Source organism: Cupriavidus sp. 09_S30, from assembly GCF_056930435.1.
Genome location: NZ_JBXOWI010000001.1, coordinates 136253 through 161317, shown reverse-complemented (window position 1 = coordinate 161317; position 25065 = coordinate 136253). Strand labels below are relative to the sequence as shown.

The following is a 25065-nucleotide window of genomic DNA, read 5'->3' as shown; positions in this document are numbered from 1 at the left end:
TTCGCTGAACAGGAAACAAGAATGCACAACACCATCCGCACCATCCAGCTAGCCGCGGCGCCAGCCTTGCTGGTGCTGACCCTGCTCGCCGGCCCGGCCCGGGCCCAGGGCGGCGGCAGCGCGCCTGCGGCGACGCCACCGGCAGCGCCGGCCAAGGCCTCGCCCGCGCAGCGGCACCAGGAAGCCGTCGAAAACAGGATCAAGCAGTTACATGACCAGATGAAGATCACCAGCCAGCAGGCGCCGCAATGGGACGCCTTCGCGCAGACAATGCGCGATAACGGCAAGCGCGCCGGCGAGGCCTTCCAGGAGCGTGCGCAGAAACTGCCGACGATGAATGCCGAGGAGTCGATGAAGTCATACGCCACGCTGGCGCAAGTGCATGCCGACAATATGCAGAAGCTCAGCACGGCCTTCAGCGCGCTCTACGCCACGCTGTCGGACGAGCAGAAGAAGACGGCTGACAGCCTGTTCCGCTACGAGCACGGCAAGCAGCATGGCGGCGGCCACAAGGGCGGGCACATGCAGCACGGCGCTTCCTCGCCGGCGGCGGCCGGCTAGCGGCCGGCGCCGAGCCTCCGCGCTCAGCGCGGCAGCTTGGACGGCTCGATCAGGTCCTCGAGCGTCATCCCCTTCTCTTTCAGGATGGCCTCGAGCACCGGCTGCAGCTTGCCCAGGCTTTCCTGCACGGTCTCGCGCACGGTGTCGACGACCACCTGCGTGGCGCGCTCGATCTCCACGTTGAGCGCGTCGCCCGGCTGCTTCTGCTCGAACACGGTGGCGCGGCGCGTTTCCGGGATCAGCCAGACCTCGAACCAGCCCTCGGCGCGGTTCACTTCCGACACCGTCAGGCTGGCGCCGTTGACGGCGATATAGCCCTTGGCGAAGACGTACTTGCGGAATTCCGGCGGAATGCCGATGCGCAGCACGCGGTTGGTGTCCGAGGTGCGGGCGCTCAGGATGGTGGTCGAGAAATCGATGTGCCCGGACAGCGGATGGCCGCCGATCTCCGCACCATCCTTGGCCGCGCGCTCGACATTGGCGATGCTGCCACCGGCGTAGCTGCCCAGCGTGGTCACGTTCAGGCTCTGCAGCATCACGTCGAACGATGCCGCGGTCGGCGAGAGCAGCTCGGTCACGGTCAGGCAGACGCCGTCGACCGATACGCTGGCGCCGATGGCCAGGTCCTGGCAGAAGCCGGGCGGGAATTCGAGCTCAAAGGTGCGCAGACCTTCGCGGTCCTGGATGGCGGCGATCTTCGCCATGCCCTGGATGATTCCGGTGAACATGATGCTGTCTTCTCTGTCGATTCTGTCGATTCTGTCTTCGCGAACGCCGGGCGCGCTGGCGCCCATGCGATTGTCGCCGATTGTCGCCGATAGCGGCGGCGGCCGCTTGCGGGGCCGCCGCCGCGCGGCCCGCACTTAGGCGGCTGCCAGCCGGGCCAGGCTTTGAACGGTCTTGACGCAGGCGTTGGCCGCTTCCTTGCCCTTCACCACGAAGTGCTCAGTGAAGAAGCGCCGGTGATCCTCGTGGTCGTGGAAGTCCTTCGGCGTAAGCACGGCCGAGATCACGGGCACCTCGGTATCGAGCTGCACGCGCATCAGGCCGGAGATCACGGCGTCGGCGACGAACTCGTGCCGATAGATACCGCCATCGACCACCAGCGCGGAGGCGACCACCGCATCGTAGCGGCCGCTCGCAGCCAGCTTGCGGGCGTGCAGCGGGATCTCGAAGGCGCCCGGCACGTCGATGACGTCCACCGAGTCGCTGGGCACGCCCAGCCGGGCCATTTCGGCCAGGAAGGCATCGCGTGCGCTATGGACGATGTCGGCATGCCACTGCGCGCAGATCAGTGCAATGCGGCCACCCGAACCATCCGGGCGTCCGGAACCGCCTGGCGACGTGGAGGACCGGCCTTCGTGAACGAGGTGATAAGGAGGGGTCAGCTGATTCATGGCTTTCCTTGGATAGGTTTCCAGAATCAGGGCGCACGAGCGTCGCCTCCCGGGCCCGGCAAGCCGGGCAGGAGGCGTAGACGTCGCGCTCTCTTCCATCCGGACTATGACCGTCGGCTTCGGAATCGCACCGAATCTGCTGACCCCGGCGGCCTGACGGCACACCGGGCGCTCGCGGGCTTGTGCGGGCCCGCCTGTGAAGCGAGGCCTCCGCCATTACCGCCGGTGGGGACTTCCACCCCGCCCTGAGAACGCGTTGCAGAAGGACTGCAACGGAGGGATTCTGCCTCAAGCAGCGGGGGAACGGCAAGGCCGGGTGCGCAGGACACTACTTCCCCCCTCCCCCGGCGGCATATGTCAGTCGGCCGAGGCGCCAGATTCCTTCGCCACCTTGCCCCACTTGGCTGTCTCAGCGCGAATGAAGGCGGCGAGCTGCGCCGGACTCATGTCGCCGGCGGTCACACCCTGCTCCTCGAAGCGCTTTTGCACCTCGGGCTGCTTGAGCACCTTGGCCAGCTCGGCGCCAATGCGCTGCTCGACATCGGCCGGCGTGCCGTGCGGCGCCATCAGCGCGTACCAGGTGGTCACCTCGAAGCCCTTGACGCCGCTTTCGTCCAACGTAGGCACGCCCGGATAGGCCGAAGACCGCTTGGCGGTGGTGACGGCCAGTGCCTTGACCACACCGCTGCGCACGTGCGGCGCCGCCGAGGGGCTGGTCTCGATGGCCATCTGGATCTGGCCCGCGATCAGGTCGGTCATCATAGGCGCGCCGCCCTTGTAGGGCACGTGCGAGATGTCGGTCCCGGTCATGGCGCGGAACAGCTCGCCCGACAGGTGCTCGGTGCTGCCGATGCCGGCCGAGCCATAGTTGACCTTGCCCGGATGGCGCTTGATGTAGGCGATCAGCTCCGGCACGGACTTGGCCGGAATCGACGGATTCACCAGCAGCACATTGGGCGTCAGCGCCACCAGGCCAATCGGGTCCAGGTCCTTGGTGAACTCGTAGGGCAGCTTCTTGTAGATGCCGGGCGCCATCGTGTGCGCGACGGTGGCGAGCAGGAAGGTGTAACCGTCCGGCTGGGCGCGCGCCACGTTGGCCGCGCCCAGCGTGCCACCGGCGCCGGGCCGGTTGTCGACCACCACAGGCTGGCGCAGCGCCTCGCCCAGCTTCTGGCCGACGGTGCGGCCGATGATGTCGGTGGTGCCGCCGGCGGCGAAGGGCACCACCAGCGTGATGGGCTTGCCCGGCCAGCCCTGGGCCGCGGCCGGCGCCGCGCCGGCGATGATCAGTGCCGTGCCCAGCAGGCTGGCGAGCAGGGATCGGCGCACGTGGAATGCCATGTAACAGTCTCCTCTTTGCGGTGTCGTTGTAATTGGAAAGAACGGTTGCGGGGATGCCGGCCGTGCCGGCGCGGATCGCGCGGATCAGTCGGCGCCGAGCTGCAGCCGGTTGGGCTGACGCTTCTCGATGGCGGACTTCAGCAGCGCCGCGCAGCGATAGATGCCGTGCGCGAACTTGCCGTAGGGCAGCGTGGCGAAGAGCGCCATCACCACGCCCAGGTGCACGGCCAGGAACGAGGCCATCGCACCGCTGTCGCGCCAGGCCAGCAGCGCCAGGCCGCTGGCCGCCGTCAGCAGCAGCAGCGCAATGAAGCCGCGGTCCATCGGGCGCTGCGCCGCGTCGCCGCGCGCCGGGTCGCGCCGCAGGTTCAGCCACAGCAGGCCCGAACAGCCGACCACCAGGCCGATGCCGCCGGCGGTGCCGAGCAGCACCGGGGCGCTGAGAAGCGTGTACGGCGCGTGCCAGCCAAAGGCGTAGTGATAGACCGTCGCCACCGCGGTCGAAGCGAAGCAGAGCAGGAAGCCGTAGAAGGTGCAGTGGTGGAAGCGCCGACGCGCCATCGTGAAGTGGTCGTCCTCCTCATTGCAGCCCTGGCCGTGGCCGCCATCCAGGTAGGTCAGCATCAGCGCGTCGTGCGCGGCCTCGGCCAGCGCAGGCGCGCTGGCCTGGCCGGGCGAGACATTGCGCCAGAAGCGCGTGACGCCGATGCCCAGCGCGATCACGGCGAAACCGAACACCGCGCCGAACATCGCCGCCATCAGGTTGTGCGGGAAGATGGCGTAGAAGTCGCCAGCCAGCGGCGCGTGCACCAGCGTGCCGTTGCGCGCCAGCGCCAGCAGCAGGAACAGCGCCAGCCCCGCGGCCAGCGCCAGCGCCACGGTCAGGCCGTTGCGCTTGTACAGCGCGCCCAGCGCCGGCGGCCACGCGTAGTCCGCGTAGGTCTGGCCGCGCACGCGCGCCATCGCCTGCGGCACGTTGACGGCGAAATCATGCGGCGGCGCGTACTGGCAGGCGTGGTAGCAGGCTCCGCAGTTGTGGCACAGGTTGGCCAGGTAGTGGATGTCGGCCTTGGCGAATTCCAGCCGGCGCGTCATGGCCGGGAAGACCGCGCAGAAGCCCTCGCAATAGCGGCAGGCATTGCAGATCTGCATCTGCCGCGCCACTTCCTCTTCGTTCTCCGTCAGCGGCAGCACGCGGATGACGTCGCGCCGCGCGGGCGCCTCGGCCGGCGCGGCGGCCAGTTGCTGGGCCTCGCGCGCCAGTTCTTCCAGGGCGGCCACGGTATCAGGCTGCTTCATCTTGAATTCCTTGTTGCCGGGCCGCGGACCTTGCCGCCTGCGTGCCCGCGATGCGGCCGAAGGCGGTGCCGATCGACATGCCCACACCCGCCGTGTATCCCTTGCCCAGCACGTTGCCGGCCATCATCTCGCCGGCCACGAACAGGTTGTCGCTGGGCACCCCGCCAAAGTGCACGGCCGCGCGCTCGTCCACCTTCAGGCCGAGGTAGGTGAAGGTGATGCCCGGGCGCAGCGGGTAGCCGTAGAAGGGCGCGGTGTCGAGCGGGCGCGCCCAGTGCGTCTTGGGCGGCACGATGCCCTCGGTGTGGCAGTCGTCCAGCCTGGTGTGGTCGAAGGTACCGACGTGGCAGGCCGCGTTGTAGGCCTCGATGCTCTGCATGAAGGCGGCCTCGGGCAGGCCGAGCTTGCGCGCCAGTTCCGGCAGCGTGTTCGCCGTGGTGCCGGGAAAGACCGGCGGCATGAAGCGGCCCACCGCCTTGGCGTCGATGATGGAGTAGCCGATCTGGTCTGGTTGTTGCGCTACCAGGCGGCCCCAGATGGCGTAGCGCTTGGGCCAGAAATCCTCGCCCTCATCATAGAAGCGCTGGGCGTCGCGATTGAGCACCACGCCCAGCGAGACGCAGTCGATGCGCGTGCAGATGCCACCGTCGTACAGCGGCGCGCGCGCATCGATCGCCACGCAGTGCGACTGCGAGGGATCGCCGATGGCGTCGGCGCCGGCATCGATCATGTAGCGCAGCAGCACGCCCATGTTGTAGCGCGTGCCGCGGATCAGGAAGTTGTCGGCCGGCCATTCGCCGCGCTCATTCCGGCCCCAGGCCTCGCGCAGCCAGCCGCGGTTGGACTCGAAGCCGCCGGAGGCCAGCACGCAGGCGCGCGCAACGATGCGCTCACGCCCGATGCGCGCGGCCACGAAGCGCCCACCGTCCAGTTCAATGGCATCCACCGGCGCCTCGTAGCGGATCTGCACGCCCAGTGCCTCGGCGCTGCGGTAGTAGGCGTTGACCAGGGCCTTGCCGCCGCCCATGAAGAAGGCATTGGTGCGCGCCACGTGCAGCGCGCCGGATAGCGGCGGCTGGAAACGCACGCCGTGCTTCTGCATCCAGGGGCGGCAGGTCGAGGAGGCGCGGATCGCCAGGCGCGCCAGCTTCTCGTCGGTGAGGCCGCCAGTAACCTTGAGCAGGTCCTGCCAGTACTCCTCTTCGGGGTAGGCGTCGACCAGCACGTCCTGCGGGGCATCGTGCATGCAGCGCAGGTTGCGCGTGTGTTGCGAATTGCCGCCGCGCCACGCACGCGGCGCCGCCTCGAGCATCAGCACAGAGGCGCCGGCTTCGCGCGCCATCAGTGCCGCGCACAGGGCGGCATTGCCGCCGCCGATGACCAGGACATCCCACATAATCTGCACAGCCTCCTGTAGAAGCGAACGACTGTACCGAGCGTGGGAAGGTGGCGCCAGACGCGCCGGCTCAAGGGGTCTTCAGGATCCGTGAAGGGCGGTAGCGCGCCCTCCCGGGCGCGCGCATGGCGGGCATGCCCGCCGCTTCCGCTCTGCCGCGTCACGCGGTCACTGCGACAGGTTGCGCAGCGGCGCGCCCTGCAGCCAGTACCCCAGATTGTCGAGGAAGATCTCCACAACCCGCGCGGCGTTGCCGTCGGAGAAGCCCGCGCTGTGCGGCGTGATGATGACGTTGGGCAGCGCCCACAGCGGCGAGTCGGCCGGCAGCGGCTCGTGCGCGAATACATCCAGGTAGGCGCCGGCCAGACGGCCCTGGCAGAGCGCCTCGATCAGCGCGGGTTCTTCGACGACCTCCCCGCGCGCCACGTTGACCAGCCGCGCACCGGCCGGCAGCCGCGCCAGCGCGGCAGCGTCGACCAGCCCGCGCGTGGCGTCGGTGAGGGGGCAGGCCAGCAACAACCAGTCGGCGCGCGGCAGCACCGCGTGCATGGACTGGAAGCCGACGGTCTGCAGCCCGGGACCGACCGGCTCGTCGCGCTGGCGCACCACCACCACCTCCAGCCCGAGTGCCTGCAGCCACGTGCCCAGCCGTTGCCCGATCGGCCCCCAGCCGACCACCACCGCGCACTGCCCGGCCAGGTCCCGCGGCAGGCCGGATTGCAGCAGCGGCGCCCAGCGGCGTTCCCGCTGCGCCGCCATCATCTGCGGGAAATGCCGTGCCAGGGCCAGCACGCCGGCCAGCGCGGTCTGGGCCACGACGGCGGCATTGGCCCCCGAGGAGGTGGTCACCCGCACCCCGCGTGCGCGCAGCGTGCTGAACACGGCGCGGTCGGCACCCGCCGAGTGGGTATGTACCCAGCGCAGGCCAGGGGCGGCCAGCATCGCTTCGTAGAAGAGTGCGGTGGCCGGCTGGATCTCATGCTTGGTGGACAGTCCGGTCACATCGCGCGAGAGGAAGGCGAGGTCCGCGTCCGGCGGGGCGGCCCCGCCGGTCGGCAGCACCGGCTCGAAGCCTCTGCCCGGATCGGCCCCGCTCGCGGCCTCGACCGCCGCCGCGATGCGCTCGCCGTAGCGTGCCAGCGCCTGCTCCGAGAGCAGGATGCGCGGGGGCCGCTGCGCGCACAGCCACGGCTGTCCATCCGACGCGGACGCCCCTTGCCGGCCTGCCTGCGCTGCCCGCTCCGACACGATCAGTCCACCTTCGCACCCGACGCCTGCACCACCGCCTTCCATTTGACGTACTCCTTGTAAGTGAACTCCCCGAACTGCTCCGGCGTGCCGCCCACAGGGTCGGCACCTTCGCGCACCAACTGCTCCTGCAGGGCCGGCAGCATCTCGTTGACCGCGCCGTTGAGGCTCTCCACCACCGCGCGCGACGTGCCCTTTGGTGCGAACAGGCCGAACCAGGAGCCGGCCTCGAAGCCGGGGAAGCCCTTCTCGGCCACCGTCGGCACCTCCGGCAGGGAGCGCGAGCGGCGCACGCTGCTGACCGCGAGCGGCACCAGCTTGCCGGCCTTGATCTGGCCGATGACCGAGGGAATGGTGGCGAACATGAACTGCACGCGGCCGGACAACAGGTCATTGAGCGCGTCGGCGCCCTTGTAGGGAACATGCGTGGCCGCGGAGCCGATGCGCTGCATCAGCATGAAGCTGGAGAGGTCCGACGAGGTGCCCACCCCGGTCGAGCCGTAGTTGAGCTTGCCCGGATTGGCCTTGGCATAGGCGATGAAATCCTCGAAGCGCTTGACCGGCAGCGTGGCCGGCACCACCAGCACATTGGGCACGTCGGCAATCTGCACCACCGGCACCAGGTCCTTGAGCGGATCGATGTTCAGGCGCTTGTAGAGCGTCTGGTTGATCGAGATGGGACCGACCGAGTCCACCAGCAGCGTGTAGCCGTCGGCCGGTGCGCGCGCCACGAACTCGGTGCCGATGTTGCCGCCGGCGCCGGGGCGGTTGTCGACCACGAAGGATTGCTTGAAGCGCTCCGCCAGCAGCTTGCTCACGCTGCGCGCCAGGATGTCGGTGGTGCCGCCGGCGGTGAAGGCCACCACCATGCGCACCGGCTTGGCGGGATAGGCATCCTGTGCGACGGCGGGACCAGGCGCCACGCCTGCCACAGCGAGCGCGAGCGCGCCGGCGGCGCGTCTCAGGCGGGGAAGGCAGGGGAAAGCGGGGGCGAATCTGTTCATCGATGTCTCCTGTGGATGCGCGGACTCGGGACGCTGCCGCATCCTCGGTCCACGTTGTGATGAACTGGCCGGCAGCGCTGCGGGCGCCGCCGGCGTGAGCACCGCCGAAAGCAGGACGCGTCAGCGGCGGGAAGTGCCGCCCGCGGTGTCGGGCAGCCTGGTCTCAGGCGAAGCCGTAGAGCCGTGGCGGGTTGTCCACTAGGACGCGCCGACGCAGCGCCTCATTCGGCAGCCAGCGCGCGCGACCACGTCGAGGTTGCCGCCGGGGGCGAACGGCACCACCAGGGTGACCGGCTTGCGCGGCAGCGCCTGCGCGCGCGCGCCGAGGGCGCACGATGCCGTGCCGAGGGCGAGCATGCGCCCCAGCATCTGTCTTCGGTCCATCTTGTCTCTCCACGTTTCCTCGGCGCCGGCCAGGGTGCCGGCGAGGCCGGCACGGTCGGGGCAGCGAGCGGTCTTCGCCGCCTCGCCGGATCCTGCGATCTCAGTCGCGGAAGCTCGGGTCCATGCGATCGAGCTTGCGCAGCAGCGCGGGCCACTCCATCTGGCCGTAGGGGCGCCGCGTGCCGGGCTGGTAGTTGTTCCAGGTGGCCTCCAGCACGTCCTGTAACACCTGGCGCAGCGGGCTGTTGCAAGCCATCGCGCCGATCTGCGCGCGGCAGGCCAGCTCCAGCCTGTGCATCCAGTTGAAAGCCTCGCCGACCGTGTTGCCGACCGTGAGCGCGCCGTGGTTGCGCAGGATCAGCGCCTCGCTGCCGCCAAGGTCGGCGATCAGCGAAGCCTGCTCGGCGGTGTCCAGCACCACGCCCTGGTAGTCGTGGTAACCGATCTTGAGAAAGCGCATCGCGGTCTGGGTCAGCGGCAGCAGTCCGCAGTCGAGCGAGGACACCGCCATCGAGGCCCAGCTGTGGGTATGGATCACGCAGGCGACTTCCGGGCGCGCCGCGTGCACGGCGCTGTGGATCACGTAGCCGGCCTTGTTGACGCCGTAGCCGAGCGAACCGAAATCGGGCGTGGAGAGGATGTTGCCGGCATGGTCCACCTTGATCAGGCTGGACGCGGTGATTTCCTCGTACATCAGGCCGTAGGCATTGATCAGGAAGGCGCCGTCCTCATCGGGCACCCGTACCGAAATATGATTGGCCATCATGTCGGACATACCGTACAGGTCGACCAGCCGGTAGCAGGCGGCGAGGTCGACGCGGGCCTGCCACTCGGCATCGCTGCACCGGCCACGCATGGAAGGGATGGCGAGCACGCCGGGTCGGGTCATCTGGAGTCTCCTTGTCGGGGGATGGGGGCAGATCGGGCAGTAAAGAGGCCCGGCAGGCAGTGTGGCATCGCCTCGCGCTGCCGGACCGGGCCTGCGGCGGCTTGCCGGGCCTCCGGGCAGCACAGTTGCCGCCAATGACCAGGACGCCCCACATCTTCCGCACCGCCTCCCGTGCCGCTGCCTTCTATGTAGGCAGCCGACTGTACCGAGCACTCCCGCCCGGCGCCAGACGCGCCGGCTCAAGGGGTCTTCAGGCTTTGTGAAGGGTGGCGCCGGGCCAGCTCCCGGCCTTGACCAGTTCCCGCGTCACGCTGGCCAGCGTACTGCGCGCCGCCAGTCCCGCCGGCGACAGCTCGTCGTCCGAAAGGCTGACCAGCAGGTTGGGACGGTGCACCGCGCGGTCGGCGATGCCGATCATGGCCAGCGGCTCGCCGGCCAGGCGCGCCACCGCCGCGCCGGGCTGCAGGGTGGCACCGAGGCCGGCGCGTACCGCGTCCATCAGCATTGCCAGCCCGTCGATCTCGGCCACCACATTGGGCCGGCAGCGGCTGCGCGCGAAGGCCGCGTCGAGCACGGAGCGCAGGCCGTGCGGGCTGCTCGGCAGGATCAGCGGCAGATCGTTGAGCTGTGCCAAGCGCGTGGTCGCCGCGACCGGCAGGCCCGGTAGCTCGGGACGCGCGATGACGAAGAGCCGCTCCGTCAGCAGCGGCGTCACGCTCCAGCGCTGGCCGGCCCCGGTCTGGAACAGCACGGCCAGGTCGAGCTGGCGGGCGCCGATCATCGCCGCCAGGTTGCCCGACAGGCTCTCGACCAGGTGCAGGCGGATGTCCGGATAGCGCTCGCGCATGGCCTGCATGAAGGGCAGGCCGAGCACAGTGATGGTGCTGGGCGCCATGCCCACGCTGACGTGGCCGGACAGCCGTGCAAGCTGGGCCGCGCGCACCGCGTCGTCGGCGTGGCGCAGGGCAAGCTGCGCCTGCCGCAAGAAAGCCAGGCCAGCGTCCGTGGGCACCACGCCGGTGGAGGTGCGCTGCAACAGGCGGGTCGACAATTCACTCTCGAGCCGGCTGATCTGCTGGCTCAGCGCCGAGGTCACCACGCCCAGCTTCTGCGCCGCCTGCCCCATGCTGCCGAGCTCGACCACTTGTACGAAGTAGCGAAGCTGTCTGAGCTCCATGCCCGTCCCTTGAGTATCCGATCAGGCGGATTCTATCCGGCAGCCGGGAAGCAGCAGGACAGATCCGGGCCGACTCAGGGCGCGAGCTCCTCGATGCGGTCAACCCGGTCAGGGTAGAAGGCAAGATGGCCTGCGATCTCGGCCACCGCCGGATAGGGCGCTTCGTAGGACCACACCGCGTTGACGGACCGCACGCCGCCCATCGGGATGCTGAAGTACGCGCAGTCTCCCTTGTAAGGACAGTAGGTGGTGTGGTCGCTGCGCTCGAGCTGTGACATGTCGGCGTCCTGGCGCGGGATGTACAGCACCGGCGGATAGGATGCCTCGCGCAGCGTCAGCGCGTTGCGGCTGTCAGCGACAACACGGCCGGCCACGGTGACGACGACCCGTGCGGGATTGCGTGCCACGGTGATGGGATGGTCGGGCCCGGGAATCCTGACTGGCTTGGCGGTCATGACGAGTCCTCCTGCTGGGGTATGGGGCGCCGGAGGCCGGCGGCGCGGCGCGCCGGCACAGTATGCGCCGGTTGTGCAGGGCGCGCAGGCTGCGTGGTTTGGCGGCGCGCACCGTGCTTCGCAATTCAAGCACAAGAAAAAAACGACTTGATACTGTGAATTCAAGTCATTTTTGGAATTTGCGCCGCGGCGCTACACTGCGTCCAGGGTTAACCCTAGGTCAAACGTTCTTGTACACGACAATACACACACGACGACCCAGGCCCAGCGGAGAAGCCGCCCCTCCGCGCCGCGCACGCATCGCCCCCTGATACCAGAGCCCGATCAGCGACACGACAATAATCCGGCGACGCCCGCCCTGCCTCGGACTGCCATCCCGGCAGGGCCACGACTTGCATCATGACTACCAAGACCTCCCTCATCGCAGCCCTGCTCCTTCTCGGCACCGCCCCCGTATGGAGCGCTCCGGCTGCGGACGCGGCCGCACCCGTCGCTGCCATCACCCCGGCCAGCCATGAGAGCGCGCTGTTCGGCAGCCCTGCCCGCCTCGACACGGTGACTCGCACCATTACCCTCCAGCCCGGCATGAAGCGCGTGATCGTGGAATCCGGTGAATCGGTCGCTTTCCACGCCGAGGGACAGGCGGTGGGCTGGACCTTCCTGCAGTCGATCAACGGCAGTTCGATGAAGCTCGCCCTGCTGATGCCCGGCGTGCAGCAGGCCAAGGACGTCTACGTCTATATCAAGCCCAGCCAGATCTATAGCGCGGGCTGATCGCGGGCTTTTCCTTTTCCTTATACACGCAGTGGAACCCCTGCCCGGCGTCGCAATGAAACGGGGCGGGGTTCCCGCCGAGCAAAGCGGCGACTTGAGGCCGGCCCGGCACTTCTCCGGCGCATCTTTACCGACCTGGCCGTGCTTGCGGCCACGCCGCAGGGGCTGCTGGCGGAATCCTGCTACACCGCTTCCGGCACCGGATTGCGGAAGCCCGCGTTCAGCAGGTTCCAGGCATTGATCACCGCAATGGCGAAGCCCAGTTCGGCGATCTCCGCATCACTGAAATGCTGGCGCAGCCGGGCGAACTCTTCGTCACTGGCATCGCTGTGCGGGATGGCGGTGATCAGCTCCGCCCAGTGCAGCGCCGCGCGCTCGCGCGCGCTGAAGAACGGCGCCTCGCGCCAGCCCGTCAGGGCGTTGGCGTGGCGCGGATCCATGCCCTGCTTGATCAGGTCGCGCCAGTGCATGTCGATGCAGTAGGCGCAGCCATTGATCTGTGACACACGCAGGAACACCAGGTCCACCAGCCGCACGCCGAGCGCACCATCGTGCACGGTGGCGGACAGGTTCAGCATGGCCTGGAAGGACTTGGGTGCAAGCTTGAAGTAGGGAATGCGGACGGCTTGTGACATGGCAGGGCCTCTCGTCTGGATTGCAATTGCCGGCGCGCCGCCCCTTGCGGCACGCCATATCCACTAGACGCACGGCCGTGCGGGCCTGTGACAGCCGCGCACAGAAAATCCGCATCCGGCTCAGCGCAGGGGCGGAATGCCTGCCAGCTTGTCGGGATTGCGCACCGTGTAGATGCCCACGATGCGTTCGCCGTGGATGACGAAGGCCTGTGCCGATTCGACCTCACCATTGACATAGCGCAGCAGCCCCGGCTCGCCATTGACCCACGCCATCCGGTAGACGACGCCCTCGCCCAGCCGGCGCCACACCGCCCAATACAGGTTGGCGATGCGATGCGCGCCGCGGAGGATCTTCAGGAACGACGGCACCTTGCCGCCGCCATCACCGACCAGCTGCACGTTCTCGTCCAGCAGCGCCTGGATCGCGTCGCGCTCGCCGCTGCGCGCGGCGTGCATGAACTTCTCCAGCACGCGCCGGTGATTGTCGCGATCGACGGCAAAGCGCGGCTGCTGCCGCACCCGCTCGCCGGCGCGGTGCACCATCTGCCGGCAGGCCGCCTCGCTCTTGCCCAGCAGCGCGGCGATCTCGTCATAGTCATGATCGAACACCTGGCGCAGCAGGAAGGCCGCGCGCTCCTCCGGCGCCAGCCGCTCCAGCACCCACAGGAAGGCCACCGACAGGTCGCTGGCCATCTCGGCGGCCGACTCGGGCGTGCGCTCGTCCAGCTCCACCAGCGGCTCGGGCAGCCACCAGCCGATGTAGGCCTCGCGCTCCGTCCTGGCGGCGCGCAGCCGGTCTATCGAAAGGCGCGTCACCACCGTCACCAGCCAGGCCTCGGCGGACTGCAGCGCGGACTGGTCGGCCTGGTGCCAGCGCAGCCAGGCATCCTGCAGCACATCCTCGGCGTCGGCCCGGGTACCCAGCATGCGGTAGGCGATGGAGAACAGGCGCGGGCGCAGGGCGGCGAAGGGATCGGCACCGGCGTCCCGGGCGGTGTCGGGAGCGGTCTTGGGCGCGGCCGGTTTCGGATCGTTGTCGGTCATGTCGGGTTCGGCAGGTTGGGGGATGAATCCCAGACGCGGCAGATGCCGCGCTTGTGACAGCTTGCCCCCAAGCGCGGCCTTGCGCCACCGTCGACCGGCTGGAAACCGCAATGGGCGGGGGCCGCTGGCGCCGCCAGCGGCACGTGATCGCCGGCGATATCACTGCGGACCCGTCCAAACTCAATCGGCACGATCGGACACGAAACGACGAGCTCATCGCTGCACAATGGGCGGCTAGCGTGGATGCCTCTGACCAAAAGCCAGCCCGCAAGGAGCCATGCCGCATCGCCTCGCTTTTTAATTCGGACAAAATACAAAATTTTGTATATCATGGGTACGAGTGACATCAAGCCCGTTCAGTTCTGCGGGAGCTCCCTCAAGGACTTGCGCGCCTTTCCTTGGCTGCAAGATGGGAGGCCGGCCACCAGATCGACCAGGTACAGCACGGCCTGGAGCCGGACGACTGGAAACCGATGCCAACCATAGGGCCGGGCGTGCGCGAGATTCGCATTCGAGACACGAGCGGCGCGTTCAGGGTGATCTACGTGGCGAAGCAGGCCGATGCTGTCTATGTTCTTCACTGCTTCCAGAAGCAGACTGAGAAGACGCGCCGGGCCGACATCGAACTTGCCGCCATGCGCTACCGCGATTTGCGCAAGGAATTGGGACCATGAACATGCAAAAGTTCACCAGCGTCTGGGACGCCATCGAGAACACGCCGGTCGAGGCCGGAAACATGAGGCTGCGCTCCGAACTGATGCTTGCGCTCAAGCACCACATCACGCAGATGGAAATGAGCCAGGCACAAGCCGCCGAGCTGTTCGGCGTCACGCAGCCGCGCATTTCCGACCTGATGCGCGGCAAGATCAACCTGTTCAGTATCGACACGCTGGTCAATATGGCGGCGGCGGCCGGCCTGCATGTCGAGATGCATGTGATCAGCGGGGCCGATGCCGTTGCACGCTGATTCACCGGTAACGCTTGCATGGACCAAGGGTCCTTTCCAGGGCCCTTGGCCTATCGCCAGAACGTCAACGCGCATGCTTCGCGCCAGTGCGCTCAGCCATCCCCGGCTTCGGGTCCGGCGTGCATGACCGCCATCTCGCTTACCACCAGCGTTTCCAAGGCAAGATCCGCCGCCAGCGACAGAATGTCGTCCTGCAGCTCCGGCACCAGCGCGCCGAAGGTGCTGCCGCTGGCCGCGTAGTCGCGAATCATGAACAGCAGGCCATGAAGCTGCGCTGCTTTCTCGGCGGCGACTGTCAGCAGGGTTTCCAGTGCGTAATGACGGGTCAGGAATACCGCTGAGGCTCGGTGTTCGGCGGTGAGGTTTGAACGGGTGTGTTTAAGCATGGCGGCCCCTTCCGCATGCGGCAAAAGCCCGTGAGAGATTGAACCGGAAGAGTGAAAAGGGGCTTGGTCGGAATCTGGCTGGGATAGACCGATACATGGCAGCTGCCTCCTGTGTTGAGAGCTCACCTGTGTATTCGGGCTGTCAATCCCGGTCGCCACGCTTGTAGCGACAGGAAGAGCGCAATCCGGAGTGGGGGCTCAGATTGTTTCAAGGAGATACGGGTGCGCGGATCCCGAACACATTTCCCCCCCTCACAACCCCGCCATCCCCTCCCCCACCACCTTCACCAGCAGCGCCACGCCATCGTCGCCGAGCCGGAACTCCCCGTATTTCGCCTTCTCAAACCGCTCCGCCTGCCCCTCCTGGAAGAAGTAGGCATCGGTGGACACCTGCACCATCGTGCCGCCCCAACGCGAGGGCACAGTCTGGTAGCGCAGCAGGTGTTCGCCGGCGGCCAGCGGCTCGCCGGCGTGCAGCCGCACGAAGCTGGCTTCGCGCTTGTCGTCCAGGCGGACCACGGCCACGCCCGTGCGAGAGTCCGGCAGGTTCTGCTGCCGCCGGGCTTCGTCGATGGCGTTGCCGATGGCAAACCTCAGCGCCATGTAGTCACCCTGCATCAGCGAGCGCGGGTCCACCGGGGCCAGGCGCAGGTAGACGGTCTGGCCGCCGGCGAGCAGGCGCTCCTTGCCGGCGATGGCGAAGGCGGCCACGCCCAGGGTCAGGACCCAGGCGATCAGGATCCAGCGTTTCATGCGACCTCCTTGGCGCCGGGACGGCGCAGCAGCCCGGCGCGGGCGATCAGGACCAGCACGCCGGCGCCGGCGAGCGTGGCGGACTTGGCCAGCAAGGTCCAGGTGAGCGCGCTGTAGTACCAGGTGAAGCCGACCAGCAGCGTGGCCACGGCCAGCCCGATCCAGGGCAGCGAGGCACGGCGCAGCGCCAGGCCCAGCACCAGCACGCCGGCGCTGACGGCGGGTGCGCCCGCCATCAGCGCGCCCAGCGCCAGCGCGACGATGACTGCGGCCAGGCCGATGCCGCTGGGCATGCCGAGGCGGCGCGCCTCCGAGGCGGCGAACACGGCCAGCAGCAAGGCCAGCAGCGCGCCAGCGTGCCAGTGCATGCCGAGCCCGGCAGCATGGTCGGCCAACAGGGCGAACGGGCGGTCGGCGCCGGTCAGCGCCAGCGCGCCGAAGAGGGCGAACAGCAGAGTGGCGTCGGCGGCGGGCTCGGCCCAGTCCAGCCGGTTGGCGGTGCATAGCCGGCCTTCGTTGTTGGTGAAGGCGATCAGCAAGACGCAGGCCAGCGGCACCAGGCCAACCAGCGGCCAGGGGTAGGCGAACCAGCCGTGGAACTCGGGCCGGCCGATGGCGAGCTGCGCGGCCATCGCGGCGGCACCCCAGACACTGAGCGCGCATACCAGCCGGTGCAGGCGGTTGGCCACGGCGCAGAACAGCACAGCTTCGAAGATAGCGATGCCGGCCCAGAAGCCGGCGGACTCCAGCATGCGATCGAAAGAGAAGGCCTCGGCGGCGCCCATGACGACCATGCCCTGCCCGCTCAGGCTGATCGCCAGCGCAAACTGCTCCAGCGCGATGCTATCGCTGCGGCGCTGGTACAGCACCGCGGCCAGGCCGATCATGGCAAGGCCGCACAGCGCCATGGCCCAGCCGTTCTCGCGTGCGGCCAGGAATACGCTGCCCACCAGGAAGATCTGGAAGAACAAGGCGCCCAGCCAGCCGGCGCCGCCCATCAGCACGCGCACGGCCCAGGGCGTGCGCACCGGCTCGGCGTAGCCGCCGCTGGCCATGCCGCGCGCGGCCAGGTCGTCCCAGAGCTTGCGCACGGCACGGCTGGCGGGATCGGCGGCCGCAGTGGAAGCAGGTTTCGGGGTGCTCATGCTTGTGCTCCCAAGATGTGGCGGCGATGGGCGCTCAGCAGCCAGCTGGCAGCGCCGCCGGCCAGCGCCACGGTCAGTACGCCCAGCAGCAGGAAGACGCTGAAGTCGGTGCTGCCGCGCAGCAGCCAGCGGCCGGCGCCAGCAATGAGCAGCACGATGGCGCTGAAGCTGGCCAGGCTGAGCAGCACGATATCGAAGGCGCGCAGGTAGACCCAGGCGCCGAGCGCGGCCAAGGCCGCCAGCGCGAGCGGGTAGTAGGCACCGGACATCCAGTCGTGCAGCAGGCTGGCCAGGCCCAGCCAGACGGCATAGGCGCAAACCAGCGTGCCGGCGATGCGCGCGCCGGCCTGGCCGCGGAAGCCCAGGCCGGACGCTACGGCGCTCAGCGCGTACCAGAGCACCAGTTGCGCGGCCGCGGCCAGCAGCAACAGCAGGCTGGTGGCGAGGCCGCTGCGGTCGTTGAAGAGCAGCTCGAACATGCCGCCCACGCCCAGCCGGACACTGCAATAGCGCAGCAGCGCCACGTTGCCGACCGCCAGCACCAGCCACCAATGCGGCGCAGCGCGCGCGGCCAGCGCCCAGGGCACGGCCAGCAGCGCCCAGATGGCGAAGAGCTGCCAGGCATCGGCGCCGGTCTGGTAGACCTGCCCGATCACCGCGAGCAGCGCCCCGGTGATCACCTGCGCACCGGCCAGCGCGGCCAGGGCCGCGATGTCGCCCTGCCGCCTAGGCAGCGCGAAGGCCGCCAGCGCAGAGATGAGCCCGGCCAGCAGGCCGAACTTGGCGAACTTGTGCAGATCCTGCCAGTTGAAGGCGAAGAAGACGATGACGCCGGTGCACAGCAGGGCCACGCCCAGCGCCAGCAAGACCAGGTCCAGCCAGGCGCGCCAGTCGGTCCCGCCGGGTTCGGTGCGGGCCCAGGCGACCTTGCTGGCGGCGGGCACCAGCACACCGTCGCGGCGCCAGCCGGCCAGGGCCTGGCGGATGGCGCGCCGCTCGCGCAGCGATTGCATCAGGGAAGTAGCCATGAGCAGGACGGGAAGTGACTAGGTGAACTGCACTGTAGCAAAGCGACTGTCACTGCGCATCCGGCGTGCACCCCGCGGCTGCACCCGGCGGCCGCGCACGTGCTTTGCGCACGCGGCGCCCGCCCGGTATCCTTTGCGCTTTCCGTGAACACTGCCGGCGCCTCGCCGCGCCTTACCCGCCATGACCCTGGGCATCCTCGCCGCCATTCACGACGAAGTCGACGGACTGATCGCCGCCATGCGGCACGAAGACGCCAAGGCCACCGTGCACCGCGTGGGCATGCGCGACTATCACGTGGGCACGCTGCATGGCCAGCCTTGCGTGCTGGTGCTGGCGCGCATGGGCAAGGTAGCGGCGGCGGCCACCACGGTGACACTGATCCGCGAGTTCGGCGCCAGCGAGATCGTCTTCACCGGCCTGGCCGGCGGTGTGGGCGAGAAGACGCGCGTGGGCGACGTAGTGATTGCCGATGCCACGCTGCAGCACGACCTGGACGCCCGCCCCTTCTTTCCCCGCCACGAGGTGCCGCTGCTGGAGCGCGCCAGCTTCGCCACGGATCCGGCGCTGACGGCCGCCTTGCGCCAGGCGACCGAGGATTTCCTGCGCCTGGACCTGGCCGAGGCCGTGCCCGCGGCGGTGCGCGAGCGTTTCGGCGTCAGCGCGCCGGCGCTGCACCTGGGACTGATCGCCAGCGGCGACCAGTTCATCGGCGCGCCGGCCGCGGTGGCCGAGCTGCGTGCCCGCCTGCCGGGCCTGCAGGCGGTGGAGATGGAAGGCGCGGCGGTGGGACAGGTATGCCACGAGTACGGCGTGCCCTACGCGGTGATGCGCACCATCTCGGACCGCGCCGACGATACGGCGCATGTGGATTTCTCGGCCTTCCTCAGCGAGGTGGCCAGCCACTACTCCAGCGGGGTGCTGAACCGCTTCCTGGCGGCGCGCAGCTGAACCCGCCAGCGGCCAGGCTTGCTGCGCAGGCAGCGCCGGCCTACTGCCGCTGGAACACCAGCCCCCACAGCCCGGTCAACACCGCAGCCCCCACGATGGCCGCGCCCCAGCCGGCCAGCTGCCCGTCGGCGAACCAGCGTGCCGCCTGGCCACCATAGAAAGCCAGCGCGGCGCCGACCATGCCCAGCAGCGGGGCCACGCGCCAGCCCACCACGCGCCCGGCCGGATGGAGCTGGCGCCCTGCCAAGCCCACCACGGCACCTACCACCAAGATTCCCACCATATGCCTTCCTGAATGCTGCCCGGGCGGCGCCCGTGGCAGACCGGCGCGAAACGGGGCCACCCGTGCCCTTCCCGCCATATTGTTGCTTAATCGCCACCAAAAGTGCCGACGCGCTCCCCGCGGAACCGCAGCCAGGACAATACCGCCAAACCGAAACCATGAGCCACGTCAAGGCCGCATCCAGAAAAAAAGCATCGTCGGCGGTATAATGCAAAGCGTCCCGGCCCACGCCCGGGACCCGAAAAAAAGCACCCCCGCAAGAATGCAACTGCTCGCGATCGGCATCAACCATACAACGGCACCCGTCTCGCTGCGCGAGCGCGTGGCGTTTCCGCTTGAGCAGATCAAACCCGCGCTGGGCGCCTTGCGCAACCACCTGGCGGGACGCAGCGGCACCGAGGCCGCCATTCTTTCCACCTGCAACCGCACTGAGATCTACTGCGCCACCGACATCCTGGTGAGCGGCTCGGAAGGCTTCGAGCACACGCTGCGCTGGCTCTCCCAGCACCACAACGTGCCGGCCGGCGATCTGGCGCCGCACCTGTACGCGCTGCCGCAGTCGGAAGCGGTGCGCCATGCCTTCCGGGTGGCCAGCGGGCTCGATTCGATGGTGCTGGGCGAGACCCAGATCCTTGGCCAGCTCAAGGACGCGGTGCGCACTGCCGGCGAGGCCGGCGCACTCGGCACCTACCTGAACCAGCTGTTCCAGCGCACCTTCGCGGTGGCCAAGGAAGTGCGCGGCCAGACCGAGATCGGCGCCCACTCGGTATCGATGGCGGCGGCGGCCGTGCGGCTGGCGCAGCGGATCTTCGAAAGCGTATCCACGCAGCGCGTGCTGTTCATCGGCGCAGGCGAGATGATCGAGTTGTGCGCCACCCACTTCGCCGCGCAGCAGCCGAAGCAGATCGTGGTGGCCAACCGTACCGTGGAGCGCGGGGAGAAGCTGGCCGAGCAGCTGTCGGGCCAGGGCCTGACCACCCAGGCGATCCGCCTGTCCGAGCTGGGCGAGCGCCTGCACGAATTCGACATCGTGGTGTCGTGCACCGCCAGTTCGCTGCCCATCATCGGCCTGGGTGCGGTGGAGCGCGCGGTCAAGCGCCGCAAGCACCGCCCCATCATGATGGTGGACCTGGCCGTGCCGCGCGATGTGGAACCCGAGGTGGCGCGGCTGGACGATGTCTTCCTGTACACCGTGGACGACCTGGGCGCCATCGTGCGCGAGGGCAATGCCATGCGCCAGGCCGCCGTGGCCCAGGCCGAGGCCATCATCGATTCGCGTGTGCTGAACTACATGCACTGGCTGGAAACGCGCAGCGTGGTGCCGGTGATCCGCGAACTGCAGGATCAGGGCGAAGCAATGCGCCAGGCCGAGCTGGAGCGCGCGCGCCGCATGCTGGCGCGTGGCGACGATCCCGAAGCGGTGCTGGAAGCGCTGTCCGGCGCGCTCACCCGCAAGTTCCTGCACGGCCCCACCCACGCGCTGAACCACACCCAGGGCGAGGACCGCGAGGCGCTGCTGCGCCTGGTGCCCGGCCTGTTCCGCCACAGCAGCCACTCCGAGCGCTAGCCGCGCCCGCCCTTTTCGCGCGGCGCCCAAGCGGCACGCGCCAGTCTCCCAGCCGCCCGCGCGGCGCCAGTCCCGCAGCCGCACCCATCCTGCCCCTGGCCAAGGTGCGCGGTGCCAATGTCAAAGAACGCCATCCCAGAATTGCAGATCCGTCCATGAAAGCCAGCATGCAAGCCAAGCTCGACCAACTGGCCGAGCGACTCGAAGAGGTCAACGCCCTGCTCGCGCGGGAAAACGCCACGGCCAATATGGACCAGTACCGCAAGCTGACGCGCGAGCACGCCGAACTGTCGCCGGTGGCCGAGCAGTACGGCCAGTACCGCCAGGCGCAAGAGGATCTGGGCACCGCCCAGGCGCTGCTGGACGATCCCGAGATGAAGGAGTTCGCCGCCGACGAGATCGCCACCGCGCGCGAGCGGCTGGAGGCGCTGGAGGGCAGCCTGCAGACCTTGCTGCTGCCCAAGGACCCCAACGATGACCGCAACCTGCTGCTGGAAATCCGCGCCGGCACCGGCGGCGAGGAAAGCGCGCTGTTCGCCGCCGACCTGCTGCGCATGTACACGCGCTACGCCGAGCGCCAGCGCTGGCAGGTGGAGGTGATGAGCGAGTCGGAATCTGACTTGGGCGGCTACAAGGAAGTGATCGTGCGCATCGCCGGCGACAAGGCTTTTTCCCGGCTCAAGTTCGAGTCCGGCGGCCACCGCGTGCAGCGCGTGCCGGCCACCGAGGCGCAGGGCCGCATCCACACCTCTGCCTGCACCGTGGCGGTGATGCCGGAGGCCGACGAAGTGGGCGAGGTGGAGATCAACCCCGCCGACCTGCGCATCGACACCTTCCGCGCCTCCGGCGCCGGCGGCCAGCACGTGAACAAGACCGACTCGGCCGTGCGCCTGACCCACCTGCCCACCGGCATCGTGGTGGAATGCCAGGACGACCGCAGCCAGCACCGCAACAAGGACAAGGCGATGAAGGTGCTGGCGGCCCGCATCAAGGACATGCAGACCCGCGCGGCCCAGGCCAAGGAGGCCAGCACGCGGCGCAACCTGATCGGTTCGGGCGACCGCAGCGACCGCATCCGCACCTACAATTTCCCGCAGGGCCGGGTGACCGACCACCGCATCAACCTGACTCTGTACAAGATCGACGCCATCATGGACGGCGATCTCGACGAGCTGGTATCGACCCTTTCCGCCGAGCACCAGGCCGACCAGTTGGCGGCCCTGGGCGAAGAGGCGTAGGCCGTACCACACGCCCCTGACACTCACCCTCGTTTGCCGGCTGGCACACCCGTGAGCCCGTTGTATTTCTTGTAAATGCTTGAAACAGCACTGGAAAGCAACGAGTCGCTTTCTATAATCGAACGCGACTGGACCTGCCACGTAAGAAGGCAGGCGCACGTCACTTCGAATACGGATAAAAGGACGAAATCATGAAGAAACTGCTCGCACTGCTGATGGTCGCCACCGCTCTCGCCGCTTGCAGCAAGAAGGAAGAAGCCCCTGCCTCGAGCGCCGAAAGCGCGATGCAGAACGCCGCTGAATCCGCCAAGGCTGCTGCCAGCGACGCCGCCGCGGCTGCCGGCAGCGCAGCGGATGCCGCCAAGGCCGCCGCGAGCGGCGCAGCATCCGAGGTTTCCGCTGCTGCCGACCAGGCCAAGAGCGATGCCGACAAGGCCATGGCCGATGCCAAGAAAGCCGCCAAGGACGTGGTCAACGCCGGCGCGGACAAGGCCAAGGACGCCGTCAACAAGTAAGATCGCCTGGCCGGGGCGGGAAGACACCCGCGCCGGCCACTACGGCGCGCGGCCAGGCCGCGTGCTGTCCCGCCCCGCCGCAAGCCGCGCCGGCACGACGTGCCAGGCACCGCCCGGCGGGGTTTTTGCTGCCGGGCCGCTTGCGCCCGACTACATCTAGCGGCGCCAACGCCTGCGCCCCGTGAATTCCGACGCCATGCCGAACCCGGCGAACGCCGCCCCCCCTGCCACGCCCGCCGTCCCCGCCGACACGAGCCACTGGCCCCTCGCCCCCACGCTGCGCGAGGCGCAATCACTGGCCACCGCCGCCGGCCTGCCGGTGCTGGAGGCGCGCATGCTGCTGGGCCACCTCACCGGCTACAGCCGCACCCAGTTGATCACGCGCGACGCCGAGACCCTGCCGGTCGCCCAGCGCGATGCGCTGGCGGCCCTGGTCTCGCGCCGGCTGGCCGGCGAACCGATGGCCTACCTGCTGGGCGAGCGCGAGTTCTTCGGCCGTGTTTTCCGCGTGACGCCCGATGTGCTGATCCCGCGGCCCGACACCGAGATCGCCGCCGAGGCCGCGCTGGGGCGGCTGGCCGGCAGCACGCGGCCGTGCGTGCTGGACATGGGCACGGGCTCGGGCATCCTGGCGCTGACCATCGCGCTGGAACGCCCCGACGCCACGGTGTGGGCCACCGATGTTTCACCGCCCGCGCTGGCGGTGGCGCAGGACAACGCCGTGCGCTTGGGCGCGGCCAACACGCGCTTCGCACTGTCGGACTGGTATGCCGCGCTGCCCGCCGAGGCGCGCTTTGACCTGATCGTCAGCAACCCGCCCTATATCGCCGCCGGCGATCCGCACCTTTCGCAAGGCGACCTGCGCTTCGAGCCGGCGGACGCGCTGACCGATCATGGAGACGGCCTGGGCGACCTGCGCGCCATCGTCGGCGGGGCCGCGGCGCATCTGGCGCCGGGCGGCTGGCTGCTGATGGAACATGGCTACGACCAGGGCGAGGCCGCGCGCGGCCTGCTGGCCGCGGCCGGCTTTACCGAGGTGTTCACCGCGCGCGACCTGGGCGGCAACGAACGCTGCACGGGTGGCCGGCTGCCGGGCTGACGCAGCCCCCCGGAACGGATCGGGCCCGGGATGGCCGCAATGTGACGACCAGGCCCGTCACGCCTGCCGCGCCCTGTCATGCCCCCCGCCGCCACCCACCCTTCGGCAGCGCCCCCTGAAACCCCGCGCCGAATCAAGTAAAATTTGGGCCAGCACGGCGCGCCCCCGCGCCTTTCTTCGATTGTCCACGTGCGGCATCGGCTCCGGCCGGCATCGCCTCCAACCCGATACGAGAAACCATGAGTGACGTGCAACAAAAAATCGACCAGATCGTGAAGGGCAGCCCGGTCGTGCTGTTCATGAAGGGCACCGCCCAATTCCCGATGTGCGGTTTCTCCGGCCGCGCCATCCAGATCCTGAAGGCCTGCGGCGTGGACGCGCCGACCACGGTCAACGTGCTGGAAGATGAAGGCATCCGCCAGGGCATCAAGGAATACGCCAACTGGCCGACCATCCCGCAGCTCTATGTGAACGGCGAATTCATCGGCGGCTCGGACATCATGATGGAGATGTACCAGAGCGGCGAGCTGCAGACCCTGCTCAAGGGCTGAGCCCGATGATCATGGCCGCGGCGGGCGGCGCCGCCCCGCGGCGCGTGATCATCGCTATCACAGGCGCCACCGGCGCCATCTACGGCGTGCGACTGGCGCAGGTGCTGCGCCGCGCGCCGGATGTGGAAACCCATCTGCTGGTGTCCCCGGCAGGGGTGATGAACCTGCAGCACGAGCTGGACATGGCCAAGGCCGAGGTCGAAGCCCTGGCCGACGTCGTGCACAACGTGCGCGACATCGGCGCCACCATTGCAAGCGGATCGTTCCGCGCGCATGCGATGGTGGTGGCGCCCTGCTCCATGCGCACGCTCGCGGCCGTGGCGCACGGCCTCTCCGACAACCTGATCACGCGCGCGGCCGACGTGACGCTGAAGGAACGCCGCCGACTGGTGCTCGTGGTGCGCGAGACGCCGCTGAACCTGGCGCATCTGCGCAATATGACTGCCGTCACCGAGATGGGCGGCATCGTCTTCCCGCCCGTGCCGGGCTTCTACCAGAAGCCGCGTACCATCGCCGAACTCGTCGACCACTCGGTGGGCCGCGTGCTCGACCTGATCGACCTGCCCGAACTGGCGCAGACGCTTGCACCAAGCTGGCCCGGCCTCAGCGGCCAGGCCTGAAGGAAACGCGGGGCCGCGCAGGCCCCACGACTGAGCCACGCGGCGCCGCCGCCGCTCTCAGCGCCAGTAGCGATAGCGTCTTCCGTATCCACCATAGTAGCCGCCGCCGAAGCCGAGGTAGACCGACGGGCCGACATACGCCGGCGGGCCCACATAGGCCGGCGCGGGCGCCACCACGGCGGGGCCGGAATAGGCCGGATAGGCCGGATAAGCGGGATAGACAGCGCATCCGCCCAGCATTGCGGCAGCAGCGGCGGCCAATCCAATCAACAGCGTCTTCATTGCGAATCCTTTGGGGTCGTTCCTGCCCTTAAGAACGTTATACGGGCACCCCCTGTAATACGGCGTCAAGCCGCTGTA

Annotated in this window: 29 protein-coding genes, 1 pseudogene and 1 riboswitch; of the genes and pseudogenes, 11 read left to right on the top strand and 19 right to left on the bottom strand. The window is 68.8% G+C overall.

Going from position 1 to position 25065, the window contains the following annotated elements; translation table 11 throughout:
• The first annotated feature begins 21 nt into the window (after positions 1-21).
• The gene (locus AC1Z3O_RS00870; RefSeq protein WP_483512820.1) at positions 22-561 is read left to right on the top strand and encodes a Spy/CpxP family protein refolding chaperone; all 540 of its coding nucleotides are present in this window, start codon (positions 22-24) and stop codon (positions 559-561) included.
• 23 nt (positions 562-584) lie between these two features.
• On the opposite strand, the gene AC1Z3O_RS00865 is transcribed toward AC1Z3O_RS00870, so the two are convergent.
• The 11 genes from AC1Z3O_RS00865 to AC1Z3O_RS00815 form a co-directional block, all read right to left on the bottom strand.
• Positions 585-1289 carry a riboflavin synthase subunit alpha gene (locus tag AC1Z3O_RS00865; protein ID WP_483512819.1) on the bottom strand — a complete coding sequence of 235 codons (705 nt, stop codon included), beginning with the start codon at positions 1287-1289 and terminating at the stop codon, positions 585-587.
• A 135-nt stretch (positions 1290-1424) separates the two neighbouring features.
• Positions 1425-1958, bottom strand: a complete 534-nt coding sequence (locus AC1Z3O_RS00860; protein WP_483512818.1) for a 6,7-dimethyl-8-ribityllumazine synthase — start codon at positions 1956-1958, stop codon at positions 1425-1427.
• 83 nt (positions 1959-2041) lie between these two features.
• Positions 2042-2215: riboswitch (FMN riboswitch) on the bottom strand.
• A gap of 100 nt (positions 2216-2315) precedes the next feature.
• Positions 2316-3299, bottom strand: a complete 984-nt coding sequence (locus tag AC1Z3O_RS00855; RefSeq protein ID WP_483512817.1) for a tripartite tricarboxylate transporter substrate binding protein — start codon at positions 3297-3299, stop codon at positions 2316-2318.
• A gap of 84 nt (positions 3300-3383) precedes the next feature.
• A complete protein-coding gene (gene tcuB / locus AC1Z3O_RS00850) occupies positions 3384-4598 on the bottom strand; it encodes a tricarballylate utilization 4Fe-4S protein TcuB (RefSeq protein WP_483512816.1) in 1215 nt (404 codons plus the stop codon).
• Entirely contained in the window at positions 4585-5994 is a 1410-nt protein-coding gene (gene tcuA / locus AC1Z3O_RS00845) for an FAD-dependent tricarballylate dehydrogenase TcuA (RefSeq protein ID WP_483512815.1), read from the bottom strand. Before tcuA ends, tcuB begins: the two co-directional genes overlap by 14 nt.
• 168 nt (positions 5995-6162) lie before the next feature.
• On the bottom strand, positions 6163-7287 hold the full coding sequence (locus tag AC1Z3O_RS00840; protein ID WP_483512814.1) for a D-2-hydroxyacid dehydrogenase: 1125 nt from the start codon (positions 7285-7287) through the stop codon (positions 6163-6165).
• Positions 7245-8246: a Bug family tripartite tricarboxylate transporter substrate binding protein gene (locus AC1Z3O_RS00835; protein WP_483512813.1), complete on the bottom strand. Its 1002-nt coding sequence runs from the start codon at positions 8244-8246 to the stop codon at positions 7245-7247. Before AC1Z3O_RS00835 ends, AC1Z3O_RS00840 begins: the two co-directional genes overlap by 43 nt.
• Before the next feature lie 198 nt (positions 8247-8444).
• Positions 8445-8630 carry a hypothetical protein gene (locus AC1Z3O_RS00830; protein ID WP_483512812.1) on the bottom strand — a complete coding sequence of 62 codons (186 nt, stop codon included), beginning with the start codon at positions 8628-8630 and terminating at the stop codon, positions 8445-8447.
• Positions 8631-8730: 100 nt separating this feature from the next.
• Positions 8731-9519: a class II aldolase/adducin family protein gene (locus tag AC1Z3O_RS00825; protein ID WP_483512811.1), complete on the bottom strand. Its 789-nt coding sequence runs from the start codon at positions 9517-9519 to the stop codon at positions 8731-8733.
• A gap of 250 nt (positions 9520-9769) precedes the next feature.
• Positions 9770-10696 (bottom strand): LysR family transcriptional regulator, encoded by a 927-nt coding sequence (locus AC1Z3O_RS00820; RefSeq protein ID WP_483512810.1) that lies wholly within the window; start codon positions 10694-10696, stop codon positions 9770-9772.
• 74 nt (positions 10697-10770) lie between these two features.
• A complete protein-coding gene (locus tag AC1Z3O_RS00815; RefSeq protein WP_483512809.1) occupies positions 10771-11151 on the bottom strand; it encodes a DUF427 domain-containing protein in 381 nt (126 codons plus the stop codon).
• Positions 11152-11550: 399 nt separating this feature from the next.
• Between AC1Z3O_RS00815 and AC1Z3O_RS00810 the strand changes: the two genes are divergently transcribed.
• Complete coding sequence (locus tag AC1Z3O_RS00810; RefSeq protein ID WP_483512808.1) at positions 11551-11925, top strand: CzcE family metal-binding protein; 375 nt, start codon at positions 11551-11553, stop codon at positions 11923-11925.
• Positions 11926-12107: 182 nt separating this feature from the next.
• On the opposite strand, the gene AC1Z3O_RS00805 is transcribed toward AC1Z3O_RS00810, so the two are convergent.
• Both AC1Z3O_RS00805 and AC1Z3O_RS00800 read right to left on the bottom strand, forming a co-directional pair.
• On the bottom strand, positions 12108-12560 hold the full coding sequence (locus AC1Z3O_RS00805) for a carboxymuconolactone decarboxylase family protein (RefSeq protein ID WP_483512807.1): 453 nt from the start codon (positions 12558-12560) through the stop codon (positions 12108-12110).
• Positions 12561-12680: 120 nt separating this feature from the next.
• The gene (locus AC1Z3O_RS00800; RefSeq protein ID WP_483512806.1) at positions 12681-13604 is read right to left on the bottom strand and encodes an RNA polymerase sigma-70 factor; all 924 of its coding nucleotides are present in this window, start codon (positions 13602-13604) and stop codon (positions 12681-12683) included.
• A 330-nt stretch (positions 13605-13934) separates the two neighbouring features.
• On the opposite strand from AC1Z3O_RS00800, the pseudogene AC1Z3O_RS00795 reads away from it, so the two are divergent.
• Positions 13935-14278, top strand: a pseudogene (locus AC1Z3O_RS00795) (type II toxin-antitoxin system RelE/ParE family toxin).
• Entirely contained in the window at positions 14275-14571 is a 297-nt protein-coding gene (locus AC1Z3O_RS00790; protein WP_483512805.1) for a helix-turn-helix domain-containing protein, read from the top strand. The pseudogene AC1Z3O_RS00795 and the gene AC1Z3O_RS00790 overlap by 4 nt, the downstream one beginning before the upstream one ends.
• Before the next feature lie 92 nt (positions 14572-14663).
• Here AC1Z3O_RS00790 and AC1Z3O_RS00785 read toward each other — a convergent pair whose 3' ends face one another.
• The 4 genes from AC1Z3O_RS00785 to AC1Z3O_RS00770 all read right to left on the bottom strand — a co-directional run bounded on the left by AC1Z3O_RS00785 (position 14664) and on the right by AC1Z3O_RS00770 (position 17883).
• Positions 14664-14957, bottom strand: a complete 294-nt coding sequence (locus AC1Z3O_RS00785; RefSeq protein WP_483512804.1) for a hypothetical protein — start codon at positions 14955-14957, stop codon at positions 14664-14666.
• A 252-nt stretch (positions 14958-15209) separates the two neighbouring features.
• Entirely contained in the window at positions 15210-15710 is a 501-nt protein-coding gene (locus AC1Z3O_RS00780) for a GDYXXLXY domain-containing protein (RefSeq protein WP_483512803.1), read from the bottom strand.
• Complete coding sequence (locus AC1Z3O_RS00775; protein ID WP_483512802.1) at positions 15707-16855, bottom strand: DUF4401 domain-containing protein; 1149 nt, start codon at positions 16853-16855, stop codon at positions 15707-15709. The genes AC1Z3O_RS00780 and AC1Z3O_RS00775 overlap by 4 nt, the downstream gene beginning before the upstream one ends.
• Positions 16852-17883, bottom strand: a complete 1032-nt coding sequence (locus tag AC1Z3O_RS00770) for a DUF2157 domain-containing protein (protein WP_483512801.1) — start codon at positions 17881-17883, stop codon at positions 16852-16854. Before AC1Z3O_RS00770 ends, AC1Z3O_RS00775 begins: the two co-directional genes overlap by 4 nt.
• 181 nt (positions 17884-18064) lie before the next feature.
• Here AC1Z3O_RS00770 and AC1Z3O_RS00765 point away from each other — a divergent pair, with 181 nt between their 5' ends.
• The gene (locus AC1Z3O_RS00765) at positions 18065-18832 is read left to right on the top strand and encodes a 5'-methylthioadenosine/adenosylhomocysteine nucleosidase (protein ID WP_483512800.1); all 768 of its coding nucleotides are present in this window, start codon (positions 18065-18067) and stop codon (positions 18830-18832) included.
• A gap of 40 nt (positions 18833-18872) precedes the next feature.
• Here the strand turns inward: AC1Z3O_RS00765 and AC1Z3O_RS00760 are convergent, their stop codons facing one another.
• Positions 18873-19115 (bottom strand): hypothetical protein, encoded by a 243-nt coding sequence (locus tag AC1Z3O_RS00760; protein ID WP_483512799.1) that lies wholly within the window; start codon positions 19113-19115, stop codon positions 18873-18875.
• Between the two features lie 262 nt (positions 19116-19377).
• Here AC1Z3O_RS00760 and hemA point away from each other — a divergent pair, with 262 nt between their 5' ends.
• From hemA to AC1Z3O_RS00730, 6 genes are all read left to right on the top strand, one after another.
• Entirely contained in the window at positions 19378-20682 is a 1305-nt protein-coding gene (gene hemA, locus AC1Z3O_RS00755; RefSeq protein WP_483512798.1) for a glutamyl-tRNA reductase, read from the top strand.
• Between the two features lie 155 nt (positions 20683-20837).
• Positions 20838-21920 carry a peptide chain release factor 1 gene (gene prfA / locus AC1Z3O_RS00750; protein ID WP_483512797.1) on the top strand — a complete coding sequence of 361 codons (1083 nt, stop codon included), beginning with the start codon at positions 20838-20840 and terminating at the stop codon, positions 21918-21920.
• 191 nt (positions 21921-22111) lie between these two features.
• Entirely contained in the window at positions 22112-22435 is a 324-nt protein-coding gene (locus AC1Z3O_RS00745) for a hypothetical protein (protein WP_483512796.1), read from the top strand.
• Between the two features lie 196 nt (positions 22436-22631).
• Complete coding sequence (gene prmC, locus AC1Z3O_RS00740; protein ID WP_483517482.1) at positions 22632-23534, top strand: peptide chain release factor N(5)-glutamine methyltransferase; 903 nt, start codon at positions 22632-22634, stop codon at positions 23532-23534.
• Between the two features lie 239 nt (positions 23535-23773).
• A complete protein-coding gene (gene grxD, locus AC1Z3O_RS00735; RefSeq protein WP_483512795.1) occupies positions 23774-24085 on the top strand; it encodes a Grx4 family monothiol glutaredoxin in 312 nt (103 codons plus the stop codon).
• Between the two features lie 11 nt (positions 24086-24096).
• On the top strand, positions 24097-24705 hold the full coding sequence (locus tag AC1Z3O_RS00730) for a UbiX family flavin prenyltransferase (RefSeq protein ID WP_483517481.1): 609 nt from the start codon (positions 24097-24099) through the stop codon (positions 24703-24705).
• A 57-nt stretch (positions 24706-24762) separates the two neighbouring features.
• On the opposite strand, the gene AC1Z3O_RS00725 is transcribed toward AC1Z3O_RS00730, so the two are convergent.
• Positions 24763-24987 (bottom strand): hypothetical protein, encoded by a 225-nt coding sequence (locus AC1Z3O_RS00725; protein ID WP_483512794.1) that lies wholly within the window; start codon positions 24985-24987, stop codon positions 24763-24765.
• Positions 24988-25065 lie beyond the last annotated feature (78 nt).